Consider the following 14,859-nt stretch of genomic DNA (forward strand, 5'->3'; position numbering starts at 1 on the left):
GGCCCGGGATCCTTGGATCCCGGGCCCTTCGTCACACCTCGTACGAGTTACCGCGCGGCGTCCGGGTGGACGGCCTCGGCGATCGGCTTGGCGTCCGCCGGCTTCGTCTCCACCGGCTTGCGCAGCGCGATGTTCAGCTCGCGCAGGCGGGACTCCTCCAGGACGGTGGGCGCACCCATCATCAGGTCCTGCGCGTTGCCGTTCAGCGGGAAGGCGATGGTCTCGCGGATGTTCGGCTCGTCGGCCAGCAGCATCACGATGCGGTCCACGCCCGGGGCGATGCCGCCGTGCGGCGGGGCGCCGAGGCGGAAGGCGCGCAGCATGCCGGCGAACTCGCGCTCGACGGTCTCGGCCTCGTAGCCCGCGATCTCGAAGGCCTTCAGCATGACCTCGGGCTCGTGGTTGCGGATGGCGCCGGAGGACAGCTCGATGCCGTTGCAGACGATGTCGTACTGCCACGCCAGGATGTCGAGGGGGTCCTTCTCCTCCAGGTCCTTCATCCCGCCCTGCGGCATGGAGAAGGGGTTGTGGGAGAAGTCGATCTTGCCGGTCTCCTCGTCCTTCTCGTACATCGGGAAGTCGACGATCCAGCAGAAGCGGAAGACGTTCTCCTCGAACTGGCCCGCGCGCTTGGCCGCCTCGACGCGAACGCCGGACATGATCTTGGAGACCTCGTCGAAGTCACCCGCGCCGAAGAACACGGCGTGGCCGGGGACCAGACCCAGGCGCTCGGTGAGGACCTTGACGTTCTCCTCGGTGAGGAACTTGGCGATCGGGCCGGTCAGGGCACCGTCCTCGCCGACGCGGACCCAGGCGAGGCCCTTGGCGCCCAGCGAGATCGCGTACTCGCCGAGGCCGTCGAAGAACTTGCGCGGCTGCCCGGCGGTGTCCGGGACGGCCAGGGCGCGCACGTGCTTCCCGGCGAAGGCCTTGAACTCCGAGGCCTCGAACACGTCGGTGATGTCGACGAGCTCCAGCTTGGCGCGCAGGTCGGGCTTGTCGTTGCCGTACTTCAGCATCGACTCGCGGAACGGGATCCGCGGGAAGGGGGAGGTGACCTCGCGACCGTTGCCGAACTCGGTGAAGAGCTCGGTCATCAGGCGCTCGATCGGCTGGAAGACGTCCTCCTGCTCGACGAAGGACATCTCCACGTCGAGCTGGTAGAACTCGCCCGGCGAGCGGTCGGCGCGGGCGTCCTCGTCGCGGAAGCAGGGCGCGATCTGGAAGTACCGGTCGAAGCCGGAGATCATCAGCAGCTGCTTGAACTGCTGCGGGGCCTGCGGCAGGGCGTAGAACTTGCCCGGGTTCAGGCGGGACGGCACCACGAAGTCACGGGCGCCCTCGGGGGAGGTCGCGGTGAGGATCGGGGTCGCCATCTCGTTGAAGCCGAGGGCGACCATCTTGTGCCGGATGGCCGCGATGACGGCCGAGCGCAGCATGATGTTGCGGTGCATGCGCTCGCGGCGCAGGTCGAGGAAGCGGTACTCCAGGCGCCGCTCCTCGTTCACACCGTCGTCGGTGTTGATCGTGAAGGGCAGCGGGGCGGCCGCGCCGAGCACCTCGACCTCGGCGGCCTCGATCTCGATCTCGCCGGTCGGCAGCTCGGGGTTGATGTTCTCGGCGCCGCGCGAGACCACCTTGCCGTCGACCCGGACCACGGTCTCCTTGGAGAGCTTGTCCAGGACGGCGGCGGCAGCGGTGCCGGGACGGGCCACGAGCTGCGTGATGCCGTAGTGGTCACGCAGATCGATGAAGAGGATGCCGCCCAGGTCTCGACGGTTGTGCAGCCAGCCGCTCAGCCGGACGTCGGCGTTGACGTCAGAGGCGCGGAGCTCGCCGCAGGTGTGGGACCTGTACCGATGCATCAGTCATCCAGTTCTTCGCGATACCAGGGTGGATTCAACCCTCACAAGGTTACCGTCCGGGCGGGGGGCGGGTCGGGCACGCCCGCCGGGCCTGCCCGAACGTGCCCGCCGGGGCCGGAGAACAGGCACGTGAGTGCGACGACCTGTAAAGATGACCGGGTGCGCACCGAGGACGTCCTGGCCGCCATCGCGACCGGTCTGTGGAGATGGGACAACGCCTCCGGGACGGTCACCCTCGACACCGAGGCCGCCCGGCTCCTCGGGCTGCCCGCCGAGCCCGTGGTGCTGCCGGAGGTCGCCGTACGGTCGCGCTTCCACCCGGTGGACTGGAACGAGATCAACGGCATCGTGAACCTGGCCGTCGCCGAGGGCACGCTCGCCGAGGCCAGGCTGCGGATCATGGACGAGGACGGACGGGTCCTGCGGACCGTACGCAGCCGCTCCAAGCCGCTGGAGAACCGCGGCCCCGACGGCAGCGTCGACTACGAGCTGATCGGCACCATCCAGGAGATCGCCGAGCCGCAGCCCGGCACCACCGCCATCCACACGCCGATCACCGGAGACTGGCGGCGCTCCCGCGAGGCCTTCCTGCTGGACGCGGGCCGGGCGCTGGCGGAGGCCCGCTCCACGGCGGAGGTGCTGCGGGTCGCGGCCTCGCTGTCCATGCCCGGTTTCAGTCCGGACGGCCTGGCCGTCTTCGGCGTGGCCGGGGACAGGCTGTCGATCATCGGGCACCACGGGCACGGCCAGGGGGACGAAGGCCCCTTCGCGGACATGACCCTGGAGACGGACTACCCGGCCGCGGAGGTCGTCCGTACCGGCCGGGCGATCTACCTGCCCAGTCCTGAGGACTACAAACGGCGCTTCCCGGCCACGTGGCCGCTCGCCCAGCGCTTCGGCCGGGTCTCCTGGGCCTTCCTGCCGCTGATCGTGGCCGGACGGACCATGGGCGCCTGGATGGCCGCCTTCAAGCACCCGGTGTCCTTCTCGCCCGACGAGCGGTCCGTGCTGACCACCGTGGCCCGGATGCTCGCGCAGGCCCTCCAGCGCGCCGGGGTGGCCGAATCCGAACGGGAACTCACCACGGGCCTGCAGCGGTCGATGATGCCGCAGCTCGGCCCCGAGATCCCCGGCATGCAGATCGCCGCCCGGTACGTCCCGACCGGCGGCGGGCTCCAGGTCGGCGGGGACTGGTACGACATGATCCCGCTGCCCTCGGGACGGTTCGCGCTGGTCATCGGTGACGTGCAGGGCCACGACGTGCGCGCGGCCGGGCTGATGGGCCAGCTGCGGATCGCGGTGCGGGCGTACGCGTCGGAGGGCCACCGCCCGGACGCGGTGCTCTCCCGCGCCTCCCGCTTCCTGGCCGGGCTGTGCTCCTCGCAGGAGTCCGACTCCCCCGAGGACCCGGACTCCGGCCGCGACGCCGACCCGGACTTCCAGAGCCCGCGCTTCGCAACCTGCCTGTACGTGGAGTGCGACCCGCGGACCGGGCTGCTGGAGGTGGCCCGCGCCGGCCACCCCGACCCCGCGATCCGGATGACGGACGGCACCGTCCTGATGCGCCCCACAGCCGGCGGCCTCCCCCTCGGGATCGTCCCGGACACCGACTACCCCACCACCCGGTTCACCCTGGAACCCGGCGAGACGATGATGCTGTGCACCGACGGGCTCATCGAGACCGGCGGCCACGACCTGGACACCGGCTGGGCCCGGCTGCGCGCGATCCTGGAGGCCGAGACGCCCGCCGACGGCGGACACCTCGACGGGCACCTCGAAAGGCTGGCCGACCTGCTGGTCCAAGCCGTCCACGGGCCCTCCTCGCACCACACCACCGGCCCGCTGGCCGACCGCCGCGAGGACGACATAGCCGTGGTGCTGCTCTGCCGCGAGGGCGGCGGCTGCGGCTGCGGTTCCCCGCAGCTGCACCCCGGCCGCCCGGCCCGCCGCACGATACTCACCGTGGCCCAGGCCGAACCGGAGCGGATCGCGGGCGCCCGCCGCCAGATCCGCGAGCTGCTGCACGACTGGGCCGACCCCGAGCAGGTGGACTCGGCGGTGCTGATGGTCTCCGAGATGGTGACGAACGTACTGGTGCACACCGACGGCGACGCGCTCCTGGTCGCGGAGGCGGTGGGCGAGCTGGGCGGACGCCGGCTGCGCGTCGAGGTTGCGGACTCCAGCGACGAGCTCCCGCACAAGCGGCACCCCGGCGAGATGGCCTCCAGCGGCCGCGGCGTACTGCTGATGGAGATGCTGGCCGATGCCTGGGGGGTGGACCCGCGCGGCGAGGGCAAGTCCATCTGGTTCGAGGTCCACGAGCAGTCGAAACCCGATTCCGACCCGCTGGACTGACCCCCGGACGGCGGACAGCGGCCGTGTTTGGATACAGCCGTGCCGACTCCCCTGCTGCCCGAGCCCGTGAGGCGACTCGCCGCCTGGTGCGCCGTCGCCCTCCTCGTCACCGCCGTGCTCGCCGTCGTCGTCTGGCTGTGCGCCGTCTTCCGGACGGTCGTGACGCCCGTGCTGCTCGCCGTTCTGGGCACGGCCCTGCTCGGGCCGATGCACCGGCGGCTGGTCCGCATGAAGGTCAACCGCTCGCTGGCCGCGGCCCTCACCTGCCTCGCCGTGGTCGCCGTCGTCGGCGGGGCGTCGTACATCGTCGTCCTCGCGCTCATCGAGACCGGCGACCAGATCGTCGACTCGCTCCGGCGGGCCGGCGAGGTCCTCGCTGAGCACTTCGGGGCGCTCGGCACCTCGCTGGAGGACGTCGCGAAGAACTCCAAGGACCTGCTCGCGAAGTTCGGCGGGACGGCCGCCTCCGGCGTGGTGGCCGGACTCAGCGTGGTGGGGACGGTGATCGCGACGGCCCTGCTGGCGCTGGTGCTGATCTTCTTCTTCCTCCGCGACTCCGACCGGGCGGCGGGAACGCTGCGCGCACTGGTGCCCAGCCGTTCGGGGGACCTCATGGAGGCGATGGGGCGGCGCGCCTTCGAGGCCGTCGAGGGCTTCATGCGCGGGACCAGCTTCGTCGCGCTCGTCGACGCCGTGCTGATCGGGGCGGGTCTGCTGGTGCTGCGGGTGCCGGGCGCGCTGGGCCTGGCCGCCCTGGTGTTCGTCACCGCCTACATCCCCTACCTCGGCGCGTTCCTCTCGGGCGCCGTGGCGGTCCTCGTCGCCCTCGTCGACCGGGGCTGGGCCATCGGCCTGTGGGCGCTCGGCCTGGTGCTGGTGGTCCAGATGATCGAGGGGTACGTGCTCCAGCCCGTGGTGCAGAGCCGCACGGTGCAGATGCACCCGGCCGTGGTCATGCTGGCCATCACGGCCGGGGCGAGCGTCGCCGGGATCCTCGGGATGCTCCTCGCCGTGCCGCTGACCGCGGCCGCCTTCGGGGTGGTCTCGGAGCTGCGCACGCGGTACGGCGCCGGCACGGCGCCCGGGACTGCCGGCTCCGGTACGGAGGCCGGGCCTGCCGGCCCCGCATAGCGGAACGGGCTCCCGCCCGGGAGCCCGTTCCGCTGTGTACGGCGTTCAGTCCCGCGGCCCTGTCAGTCGTCCGCCTCGCCGGCGCCGCGGTGGCCGAGGCCCGTGCGCGCGGTGGTGGGGATGCGCCCCAGCCGGCCGGCCTGGAAGTCGTCGAAGGCCTGCTGGAGTTCGTGCTTGTTGTTCATGACGAACGGACCGTAGTGCGCCATCGGCTCCCGGATCGGACGGCCGCCGAGGAGGACGACCTCCAGGTCCGGGGCGTTGGAATCCTGCGACTCGTCCGCCCGCACCGTGAGCGAGCCGCCCTCGCCGAAGACGGCCGTCTGCCCGGTGTGGACCGGCCTGCGGTCCTCGCCGACCGACCCGCGCCCGCCCAGGACGTACGCCAGGGCGTTGAAGTCCTCGCGCCACGGCAGGGTGATCTGCGCGCCCGGGGTGACGGTCGCGTGGATCATCGTGATCGGGGTGTGGGTGATGCCGGGGCCCTGGTGGCCGCCGATCTCACCGGCGATCACGCGGAGCAGCGCGCCGCCGTCCGGGGTGGACAGCAGCTGCACCTGGCCTCCGCCGATGTCCTGGTAGCGCGGGGGCATCATCTTGTCGCTGGCGGGGAGGTTCACCCACAGCTGCAGGCCGTGGAAGAGCCCGCCGGACACGACGAGGGACTCCGGCGGGGCCTCGATGTGCAGCAGGCCCGATCCGGCGGTCATCCACTGCGTGTCGCCGCCGTTGATGACGCCGCCGCCACCGTTGCTGTCCTGGTGGACGAAGGTTCCGTCGATCAGGTAGGTGACGGTCTCGAAGCCGCGGTGCGGGTGCCACGGGGTGCCCTTGGGCTCGCCCGGCGCGTACTCCACCTCACCCATCTGGTCCATCATGATGAACGGGTCGAGGTACTGGTAGTTGATCCCCGCGAACGCGCGGCGCACCGGGAATCCCTCACCCTCGAAGCCGCCCGGGGCGGTCGTGACGGCCAGCACCTTGCGGGCGGCGGTCTCCGGGGCGGGCTCCGCGACACGGGGGAGCGTCAACGGGTTCTCCACAGTCACTGCAGGCATGGTCGGAACCTCCTTCTGCGTCGAGTTTAGTTGAAACTCGAACTTTCTGCCACACCCGACAGAACAGAGCACCCGCCCGGGTCATTCCCGGGCGGGTGCGAGAGGCCGTACGGACCTTCGGCCGGTTACGGCTCGACGACCACCGTGTCTTCCTCGTTGATTCGCCGTGGTGTGCGCCGTGACCGCACGTCACGCCCCCGGATCCACTCCTGCGGGAACGGCGTGGCCGCGGGGCTGCCGGACGGGGTCCGGCAGTGCCGGTTCGACCGCGACGGCACCGAGCCGGCCGTCGTGTGGGCCCCTGCCGGCACGGGCCGCCTCCCGGCCCCCCGGCACGTGACGGGCGTACGGCACCTCGACGACACGACGTCGCCGGTCGGGGCCGACGGGATGGTCGGGGTCACGGCGCTGCCGGCCCCGACGCCGTAACAGCCGAGGCGGTAACGGCCGCCTCCGGGAAGGCCGCCGCCGTGACGGCCGCCTCCGGGAAGGCGTCAGCCGTACATGCGGCGCATCGCGAAGTCGACCATCTGCTCGACGGCCTTCGCGTCGAAGACCATCCGGTGGTCGCCCTCCATGTCGAGGACGAAGCCGTACCCGGTGGGCAGCAGGTCGATCACCTCCGCGCCGGTGATCACGAAGTACTTGGACTCCTTGCCGGCGTACCGGCGCAGCTCCTTGAGCGTGGTGAACATCGGGATGACCGGCTGCTGCGTGTTGTGCAGCGCCAGAAAGCCCGGGGTCTCGCCGCGGGGGCAGTAGACCTTCGAGCCGGCGAAGATCTGCTGGAAGTCCTCGGCGGCGAGCTGACCGGTCGTGAAGGCGCGCACCGCGTCCGCGAGCGACGGCGGCGACGGCTCGGGGTACAGCGGCGGCTGCTGCTGCGCGTAGCCCTGCTGCGGCGGGGGCTGCGGCGGAGCGTACTGCTGCTGGGCGCCCGGAGTCTGGTCGTAGCCGTACATGCGGCACAGACTACCGAGCGACTGCGGCCGTACCGGCCGGTACCGGCCACCGCTGCCCGGAGGGGCATCAGCCGGCCGGCTCACCGGCCTTCAGGGCGCGTAGGAACAGAGCCCCATCCGCTGCCCGCGACGGCGCGGGCGGGACCGTCGGCCCGCTCGGCCCGGACGGGGACGGGTACGCCTCCGGCGTACCCGTCGGCCGGCCCGGGGCGATCACCGCCGCTGCCCTTGCCGCAACTGCCCTCCCGCGGGCATGCGGAGGCCAAGTCAAAGGGGGTGCTTGCCATTTCCGTCCGCGCGCTGCGGCGGGCCGTACGGGCGCACGGGACCGGCCCCGTCCCGATCTCCGGCTCTGCATCCGTGGACTCATCGCCGACGTGATCGCTCGTGCACGTCGGCGAGGGGGCCCCCGTGACCCTCGCCGTCACGCGCACGACCGACCGCCGCACCCATGGGCGGCCGGCTCAGCGCGCCTCGTACCGGTCCTGCGCGTCGAGCACGGCGTCCGCGTACCGGGTGGCCCAGGCGCCCATCGCCCGCATAGGCGTGAGCAGTGCCGTACCGGCCTCGGTCAGGGCGTAGTCGACGCGCGGCGGCGCCTCCGCGTACGGGCGGCGCTCGACCAGGCCGTTGTACTCCAGCCGCCGCAGCGCCTCGTTCAGGACCTTCGGGCTGATCCCCCCGATCCGCGCGACCAGCGCCCGCGGCCGCATCGGACCCGTCACGCCGAGCGTGAAGACCACGACGCTGTCCCAGCGGTTCGCCAGCACTTCGAAGGCGACGCGCGCCCGGCAGTCCGCCGTGTACGTGAGCTCCGGCAGGCCCGCAGCCGGATCGGACAGCTTCTCCATGCCGCCATCCTGCCCCCGCCGATGGACACCGGACGGTGTGCGTCGGCGTTCGTAGCGTCAGCCACCGAACTGACCGGACGAGCGGAACGAGAGGGGCGGGCAACGATGCGGATCGGTGTACTGGGTACGGGAGGCATGGCGGCGGCCCTGGGTGGCGCCTGGGCGCGGGCCGGGCACGAGGTGTTCGTCGGCGGGCGCGACGGGGCGGCGGCCGAGGCGCTCGCACGGCGGATCGGGGGGGCCGGGCACGGAACCCCGGCGCGGGCGGCGGAGTACGGGGAGGTGGCGCTGCTCGCCGTACCGGCCGGGGCGGCTCCGGCGCTGGCGGAGGAACACGCGGCGGCGCTGGCCGGGCGGACGGTCGTGGACTGCACGAACCCGCTGGCCCCGGGCCCGGACGGGGTGATGCTGACGACCCGAGCCGGGGAGAGCGTGGCCGGCCGGATCCAGGCGGCGGCGCCCGGCGCGCACGTGGTGAAGGCCTTCAACCTGGTCCACGCGAGCGTGTGGGACCTGCCGGCCGGGGCGTTCGGCGAGACCCCTCCGGCGGTGCCGTTCTGCGCCGACGACGCGCATGCGGCCGAGCGCGTCGCGGGCTTGATCACCGCGATGGGCTGGAGCCCGATGCCGGCCGGCGGACTGGACCGGGCGGTGTACGTGGAGGCCACGGCCGCGTTCGTGATCGGCGTGTGGTGGGCGGGCGGCTCGCCGCGCCTGGCCTTCCCGGAGCCCGCGCACCCGTCCGCCTGAACCGCGCGCAGACGTCCGCCTGAACCGCGCGGAGGCGGCGGCCGGAACCGCGCGCGGGCCGCCGCCTGAAGCGCGCGGAGCCCGCGCGGGGCGGACTTCCGTCCCGGCCGGGCTGGGGAGCCCCGGCCGGTGCGGGGCGGGCTCCCGGCCGGGGCGGGCTCCCGGCCGGTGCGGGGCGGACTCCCTGCCGCTCGCGGTCGCTCTGGCCAGGTCGCCCCGCCGCGCTCGCTCCGGCCGCCGGGACTTGACACCCGTCACAGTCGCGCGCCAGGGGTTGCGTCTTATTACCGGTGGGTAGCATCATTACGTTACCGATTGGTATGTACGAGGAACCTGTCTCCCCGAGCCTTAACGGAGCCGTCGCCATGGGGCACTACAAGTCGAATCTCCGCGACATCGAGTTCAACCTCTTCGAGGTGCTCGGACGCGACAAGCTGTACGGCACCGGTGCGTTCGAGGAGATGGACACCGACACCGCCAAGAGCGTCCTCTCCGAGCTCACCCGCCTCGCCGAGAACGAGCTGGCCGAGTCCTTCGCGGACGCCGACCGCAACCCGCCGGTCTTCGACCCGGCCACCAACACCGCGCCGGTCCCGGCCTCCTTCAAGAAGAGCTACGAAGCCTTCATGGACTCGGAGTACTGGCGCCTGGGCCTGCCCGAGGAGATCGGCGGCACCACCTCGCCCCGTTCCCTCATCTGGGCCTACGCGGAGCTGCTGCTCGGCTCGAACCCGGCCGTCTGGATGTACTCCTCCGGCCCGGCGTTCGCCGGCGTCCTCTTCGAAGAGGGCAACGAGGCGCAGAAGAAGATCGCCCAGATCGCCGTCGAGAAGCGCTGGGGCTCCACCATGGTCCTCACCGAGCCGGATGCCGGCTCGGACGTCGGCGCCGGCCGCACCAAGGCGATCCAGCAGGCCGACGGCTCCTGGCACATCGAGGGCGTGAAGCGCTTCATCACCTCCGGTGAGCACGACATGGAGGAGAACATCCTCCACTACGTCCTCGCCCGTCCCGAGGGCCACGGCCCGGGCACCAAGGGCCTGTCCCTCTTCCTCGTCCCGAAGTTCCACTTCGACTGGGAGACCGGCGAGCTGGGCGAGCGCAACGGCGTCTACGCGACGAACGTCGAGCACAAGATGGGCCTCAAGGCCTCCAACACGTGCGAGATGACCTTCGGCGACCAGCACCCCGCCAAGGGCTGGCTGATCGGTGACAAGCACGACGGCATCCGCCAGATGTTCATGATCATCGAGTTCGCCCGGATGATGGTCGGCACGAAGGCCATCGCCACCCTCTCCACCGGCTACCTCAACGCGCTGGAGTACGCCAAGGAGCGCGTGCAGGGCCCGGACCTGGCGAACTTCATGGACAAGACCGCGCCCAAGGTCACCATCACGCACCACCCCGACGTGCGCCGCTCGCTCATGACGCAGAAGGCGTACGCCGAGGGCATGCGCGCCCTCGTCCTGTACACCGCCTCCGTCCAGGACGAGATCCAGCTCAAGCAGGCCGCGGGCGAGGACGCCTCCTCCCTCGTCGGTCTGAACGACCTGCTCCTGCCGATCGTGAAGGGCTACGGCTCGGAGAAGTCGTACGAGCAGCTCGCGCAGTCCCTGCAGACCTTCGGTGGCTCCGGTTACCTGCAGGAGTACCCGATCGAGCAGTACATCCGCGACGCCAAGATCGACACCCTCTACGAGGGCACCACGGCCATCCAGGGCCAGGACTTCTTCTTCCGGAAGATCGTCCGTGACCAGGGCGCCTCCCTGAACGTCCTCTCCGAGACGATCAAGAAGTTCCTGGCCGAGGCCGTCGGCGGCGAGGAGCTGGCCGGCGCCCGCGACGCGCTCGCCAAGGCCGCCGTGGACCTGGAGGCCATCGTCGGTCAGATGATCGTCGACCTCACCGCCACCGGCGAGGACGTCAAGAACATCTACAAGGTCGGCCAGAACACCACCCGCCTGCTGATGGCCTCCGGCGACGTGGTCGTCGGATACCTGCTGCTCAAGGGCGCGGCCGTGGCCGCCGAGAAGCTCGCCACCGCCTCCCCCAAGGACGTGCCGTTCTACACCGGCAAGATCGCCGCCGCGAAGTTCTTCGCCGCGGAGGTCCTCCCGGGCGTCTCGGTCCAGCGCCAGCTGGCCGAGGTCGTCGACAACTCCCTCATGGAGCTCGACGAGGCCGCGTTCTAGGCCTCAGCGCGCGCTGAACGTCCAGCGGCCGGGCCCTCCCGCACGGGGGCCCGGCCGCTGCCGTACCCAGCCACAGGCCTGTGTCCTGCGGCTTTCCCCGTTGTCGGTCGTTCATGGGACGCTCGTACGCATGAGTCCACAGGATCAGCACGGCAGCAGGGGGTACTCCGTCCCCACCGGGCGGCCGTACGCCCTCAAGGAGCTGCAGGCGAGCCTGGGCAGCCTCGGCGACCACCTGCGCGAGCTGTACGACGGCTCGCACCCCGCCGAGTACGACGGGATCGCCGACGCCCTCTACGTGGCCTTCCAGACCGCCGCCGGGCTGGCACCCGCCAAGAGCTACACCGGCTGCCCCGAACACCCCAACGGCGCCCTCGACCCCGAAGCGCCCGAAGGCTGGGGCCGCTGCCTCATCTGCAACGACCGCCGGCGCCTCGGGCGGCGGCTGCAGGGCGGCCGGGCCGCCGGCCCCGCCGGGGAGCAGCGGCGCCTCGGCTACCCCGTGCCGGAGGGCCCGTACACGCTCCAGGCGCTGCGCGCGTGCCTGCGTACGGTCGAGGACCAGCGCTTCCACCTGAGCCTGGCCTCGCCCGCCGAGGACTTCGTCCGCATCGCCGACGACCTGCACCGCGCCTTCATCGTCGCCCGCGAACTGTCCCGGCCGCGCAACGCCTCGGGCTGCTCCGAGCACCCCGGCGCTCCCATCGATCCCGACGCGCCGCCCGGCGAGGCCTGTATCTTCTGCGCCGGACGCAAGAGACGCGCGCAGCGCTCCGCGCAGACCCCGGAGATGCTCCCGCGCATCCGCCGGGGCGAGCGCAGACAACTGCACCGCAGATTCGAGCGCCCGCCGGGCTGAGCATCGACGGACCGCAGATCACACACCCCGCGGTTCCGACCTCTCGGCTAACCGCCGCAGTCCGGCCCTGGCGAACACGACCGTCGTTAAGGTGAACCACATGAGCTCTCCCGCCCGCTTCGACCGCGGCCACACCGACGATCTGATGACCTTCCTGACGGCCAGTCCGTCGCCGTACCACGCCGTGGCCAATGCGGCCGAGCGGCTGGAAAAGGCAGGCTTCAGGCAGTTGTCGGAAACGGACGCCTGGGATGCGGGCACCGGGGGCAAGTTCGTGCTCCGCGGCGGCGCGCTCATCGCCTGGTTCGTCCCGGAGGGCGCGGCCGCGCACACCCCGTTCCGGATCGTCGGCGCCCACACCGACTCGCCCAACCTGCGGGTCAAGCCGCTGCCTGACACGGGCTCACAGGGCTGGCGGCAGATCGCCGTCGAGATCTACGGCGGGACGCTGCTCAACACCTGGCTGGACCGCGACCTGGGCCTGGCCGGACGGCTGACCCTGCGGGACGGCTCCGAACGCCTGGTGAACGTGGACCGCGCACTGCTGCGCGTGCCCCAGCTGGCCGTGCACCTGGACCGGTCGGTGAACACGGACGGGCTCAAGCTCGACAAGCAGCGGCACATGCAGCCCATCTGGGGTCTGGGCGAGGTCCAGGAGGGCGACCTGATCGCGTTCCTGGAGGAGGAAGAGGGTCTGGAACAGGGCTCGGTGGCCGGCTGGGACCTGATGGTCCACTCGATCGAGCCCCCCGCGTACCTCGGCCGCGACCGCGAACTGCTCGCCGGTCCCCGGATGGACAACCTGCTGTCGGTGCACGCGGGCGTGGCGGCGCTGGCGGCCGCGTCCACCGCCGGGAAGCTCGACCACATCCCGGTGCTGGCCGCGTTCGACCACGAGGAGAACGGCTCCCAGTCGGACACCGGCGCGGACGGGCCGCTGCTGGGGAACGTGCTGGAACGTTCAGTCTTCGCGCGCGGCGGCTCGTACGAGGACCGGGCACGTGCCTTCGCGGGCACCATCTGCCTGTCCTCCGACACCGGCCACGCCGTCCACCCCAACTACGCGGAGCGGCACGACCCCTCGCACCACCCGCGGGCCAACGGCGGACCGATCCTGAAGGTCAACGTCAACCAGCGGTACGCGACGGACGGCAGCGGGCGCGCGGTGTTCGCGAGCGCCTGCGAGCGGGCCGGGGTGCCGTGGCAGACGTTCGTCTCCAACAACTCGATGCCGTGCGGCACGACGATCGGCCCGATCACGGCCGCCCGCCACGGCATCCAGACCGTCGACATCGGCGTCGCGATCCTGTCGATGCACAGCGCTCGCGAACTGTGCGGCGCGGACGACCCGTTCCTTCTGGCGAACGCCCTGCTGGCCTTCCTGGAGGGCTGAAGCCCCGCACGCGCATCCCGCACCCCGCTCCGGACTTGCTGTCCGGAGCGGGGTTTTCGCATATAGCCGCAGGTCAGGGGTAGGCACGAACAATTTGCCTTGATAGCTGGGCAGTTAACTGAGTAATGTACTTAGATATGGACTTCACCGTTATCGCGCACGCCGTCGAGGTAGACCACGGAATCAAACGGCTGTCGATGCGCTTCATCAAGAAATACGCCGCACCGGATCGGGCCCGCTTGAGCAGCGAGCTGTGCGAGCAGATCACGGCGGCGCTGGCGGAGCGGGGACTTATCACGCTGCCGAGGCGCCTGCCGACTTCGGAGGACAAGTTCGTCTTCGTCATCGAGAAAAACAGTTCAATCGGACAAGCCGTATCCATTTCCTCATCCGTTGCCCAACTGGAAAAGATGGGCGTAAACCCCTTCCCCGCCCTCGGCCCCGACAACTATCCCGCCATGGGGGACTACATCCCCTGACCTGCGCAGACTGACAGTTCGTCAGCTGACGTGATCAATCCACTTGTACGACCGCCCAGTTGGGTTTAGCGTAGGCCTGGCAGGGAAGGGCGTTCGAGCCGTGACCCGCGGCCCGAGCTACCACAGGCGAGGCTCCAGTACGTTCACATCGCTAACTGGAGTGAAATGTCCACGTCGACGCCCCCTCATGCCCTCGCCGCCGGCGGCGAGCTCCCCTTCGGCGACACCCGCTTCGCCCTTCTCCGTCTCGGTCCCCTCGGCCTCCCGCCCGAGACAACCCGTTTCGTGGTCCCTTCGGGAGACGGCACCATCGGCACCGTCGGGTCCCTGGCCATGGAGTCCGACCACGTAGCAGAGGCCGCCGACACCTGGCTGGAGTTCCGGCGCGAGCTGTGCGCGGATCCGACCGTGAGCTTCCTGCCCACCGACCTGCTCGACGCCAGCAAGCGGGCGAGCGGGCGCGGGCGGCCGCGCCTCACGACGCGTCGCTGCCTCTCCCGGTCCGAGAAGCGCGCGTACCGGGGCGTGTTCCGCCGCGGGCTCGACGCCGTCGCCACGATGCCCGGCACCACGCCCCGTACCGCTTTCCGCCGCAACACCCCGTCGGCCCAGATGACCGAGCTGTACCTCGACCGCCTCGTCGCCGCGCACGCCCAGGCCGGCACCCCCGCCGTCGTGGTCGTGCCCGCCAAGGTCGTACGGCCCTCGTGGTCCAAAGCCAACGCCGCGCGCGTGGAGGAGGACTCCGCCCTCATGGCGGCGCTGTTCCCGGACGCCTCCCCCGTCGGACTCCTCCTGGAGGCCACCCAGTTCCCCGCGTACGCCGCGTTCCTGCACGAGAAGCAGCACCGCAACGCCTCCGTCCTGCTCTCGCGCCACCTCCCGGAGGCCGTTCCCCCCGTCGCGCTCTGACACGCACACACCAGCCGGGCCGGGCCTCCGGGCCCGGCCCGGCTGGGCCGCA

The 14,859-nt window shown here is 71.3% G+C and carries 13 protein-coding genes; 9 read left to right on the forward strand and 4 right to left on the reverse strand.

What is annotated here, in order from left to right; genetic code table 11:
- Positions 1-47: 47 nt before the first annotated feature.
- The gene (gene aspS / locus AB0D48_RS00510; protein WP_362389383.1) at positions 48-1,865 is read right to left on the reverse strand and encodes an aspartate--tRNA ligase; all 1,818 of its coding nucleotides are present in this window, start codon (positions 1,863-1,865) and stop codon (positions 48-50) included.
- A 159-nt stretch (positions 1,866-2,024) separates the two neighbouring features.
- Here aspS and AB0D48_RS00515 point away from each other — a divergent pair, with 159 nt between their 5' ends.
- Together AB0D48_RS00515 and AB0D48_RS00520 are read left to right on the forward strand one after the other, a co-directional pair.
- Positions 2,025-4,220: a SpoIIE family protein phosphatase gene (locus AB0D48_RS00515; RefSeq protein ID WP_362389384.1), complete on the forward strand. Its 2,196-nt coding sequence runs from the start codon at positions 2,025-2,027 to the stop codon at positions 4,218-4,220.
- A 39-nt stretch (positions 4,221-4,259) separates the two neighbouring features.
- Positions 4,260-5,351 carry an AI-2E family transporter gene (locus AB0D48_RS00520; protein ID WP_362389385.1) on the forward strand — a complete coding sequence of 364 codons (1,092 nt, stop codon included), beginning with the start codon at positions 4,260-4,262 and terminating at the stop codon, positions 5,349-5,351.
- 62 nt (positions 5,352-5,413) lie between these two features.
- On the opposite strand, the gene AB0D48_RS00525 is transcribed toward AB0D48_RS00520, so the two are convergent.
- Positions 5,414-6,409 (reverse strand): pirin family protein, encoded by a 996-nt coding sequence (locus AB0D48_RS00525; protein WP_362389386.1) that lies wholly within the window; start codon positions 6,407-6,409, stop codon positions 5,414-5,416.
- A 222-nt stretch (positions 6,410-6,631) separates the two neighbouring features.
- Between AB0D48_RS00525 and AB0D48_RS00530 the strand changes: the two genes are divergently transcribed.
- The gene (locus tag AB0D48_RS00530) at positions 6,632-6,838 is read left to right on the forward strand and encodes a hypothetical protein (protein WP_362389387.1); all 207 of its coding nucleotides are present in this window, start codon (positions 6,632-6,634) and stop codon (positions 6,836-6,838) included.
- Positions 6,839-6,903: 65 nt separating this feature from the next.
- Here AB0D48_RS00530 and AB0D48_RS00535 read toward each other — a convergent pair whose 3' ends face one another.
- A complete protein-coding gene (locus AB0D48_RS00535; RefSeq protein WP_362389388.1) occupies positions 6,904-7,371 on the reverse strand; it encodes an SseB family protein in 468 nt (155 codons plus the stop codon).
- A gap of 464 nt (positions 7,372-7,835) precedes the next feature.
- Positions 7,836-8,222 (reverse strand): helix-turn-helix domain-containing protein, encoded by a 387-nt coding sequence (locus tag AB0D48_RS00540; RefSeq protein ID WP_362389389.1) that lies wholly within the window; start codon positions 8,220-8,222, stop codon positions 7,836-7,838.
- 105 nt (positions 8,223-8,327) lie between these two features.
- Between AB0D48_RS00540 and AB0D48_RS00545 the strand changes: the two genes are divergently transcribed.
- The 6 genes from AB0D48_RS00545 (at position 8,328) to AB0D48_RS00570 (ending at position 14,807) form a co-directional block, all read left to right on the forward strand.
- The gene (locus tag AB0D48_RS00545; protein WP_362389390.1) at positions 8,328-8,972 is read left to right on the forward strand and encodes an NAD(P)-binding domain-containing protein; all 645 of its coding nucleotides are present in this window, start codon (positions 8,328-8,330) and stop codon (positions 8,970-8,972) included.
- 365 nt (positions 8,973-9,337) lie between these two features.
- Complete coding sequence (locus tag AB0D48_RS00550) at positions 9,338-11,164, forward strand: acyl-CoA dehydrogenase (RefSeq protein ID WP_362389391.1); 1,827 nt, start codon at positions 9,338-9,340, stop codon at positions 11,162-11,164.
- A gap of 130 nt (positions 11,165-11,294) precedes the next feature.
- Positions 11,295-12,023: a hypothetical protein gene (locus AB0D48_RS00555; RefSeq protein ID WP_362389392.1), complete on the forward strand. Its 729-nt coding sequence runs from the start codon at positions 11,295-11,297 to the stop codon at positions 12,021-12,023.
- Between the two features lie 100 nt (positions 12,024-12,123).
- Entirely contained in the window at positions 12,124-13,416 is a 1,293-nt protein-coding gene (locus tag AB0D48_RS00560) for a M18 family aminopeptidase (protein ID WP_362389393.1), read from the forward strand.
- Between the two features lie 137 nt (positions 13,417-13,553).
- Complete coding sequence (locus AB0D48_RS00565; RefSeq protein ID WP_362389394.1) at positions 13,554-13,895, forward strand: hypothetical protein; 342 nt, start codon at positions 13,554-13,556, stop codon at positions 13,893-13,895.
- Positions 13,896-14,060: 165 nt separating this feature from the next.
- Positions 14,061-14,807, forward strand: coding sequence for a hypothetical protein (locus AB0D48_RS00570; protein WP_362389395.1), 747 nt, complete (start codon positions 14,061-14,063; stop codon positions 14,805-14,807).
- Positions 14,808-14,859: the final 52 nt, after the last annotated feature.

This window comes from Streptomyces sp. NPDC048269 (assembly GCF_040652395.1).
Taxonomy (GTDB): domain Bacteria; phylum Actinomycetota; class Actinomycetes; order Streptomycetales; family Streptomycetaceae; genus Streptomyces.

Bases quoted from the DNA above. Each gene is read 5' to 3' on its own strand.
- AB0D48_RS00545 (WP_362389390.1), top strand. From the start codon at position 8,328: ATGCGGATCGGTGTACTGGGTACGGGAGGCATGGCGGCGGCCCTGGGT.
- AB0D48_RS00565 (WP_362389394.1), top strand. From the start codon at position 13,554: ATGGACTTCACCGTTATCGCGCACGCCGTCGAGGTAGACCACGGAATC.
- AB0D48_RS00555 (WP_362389392.1), top strand. From the start codon at position 11,295: ATGAGTCCACAGGATCAGCACGGCAGCAGGGGGTACTCCGTCCCCACC.
- AB0D48_RS00540 (WP_362389389.1), bottom strand. From the start codon at position 8,222: ATGGAGAAGCTGTCCGATCCGGCTGCGGGCCTGCCGGAGCTCACGTAC.
- AB0D48_RS00535 (WP_362389388.1), bottom strand. From the start codon at position 7,371: ATGTACGGCTACGACCAGACTCCGGGCGCCCAGCAGCAGTACGCTCCG.
- AB0D48_RS00525 (WP_362389386.1), bottom strand. From the start codon at position 6,409: ATGCCTGCAGTGACTGTGGAGAACCCGTTGACGCTCCCCCGTGTCGCG.
- AB0D48_RS00550 (WP_362389391.1), top strand. From the start codon at position 9,338: ATGGGGCACTACAAGTCGAATCTCCGCGACATCGAGTTCAACCTCTTC.
- aspS (WP_362389383.1), bottom strand. From the start codon at position 1,865: ATGCATCGGTACAGGTCCCACACCTGCGGCGAGCTCCGCGCCTCTGAC.
- AB0D48_RS00560 (WP_362389393.1), top strand. From the start codon at position 12,124: ATGAGCTCTCCCGCCCGCTTCGACCGCGGCCACACCGACGATCTGATG.
- AB0D48_RS00570 (WP_362389395.1), top strand. From the start codon at position 14,061: ATGTCCACGTCGACGCCCCCTCATGCCCTCGCCGCCGGCGGCGAGCTC.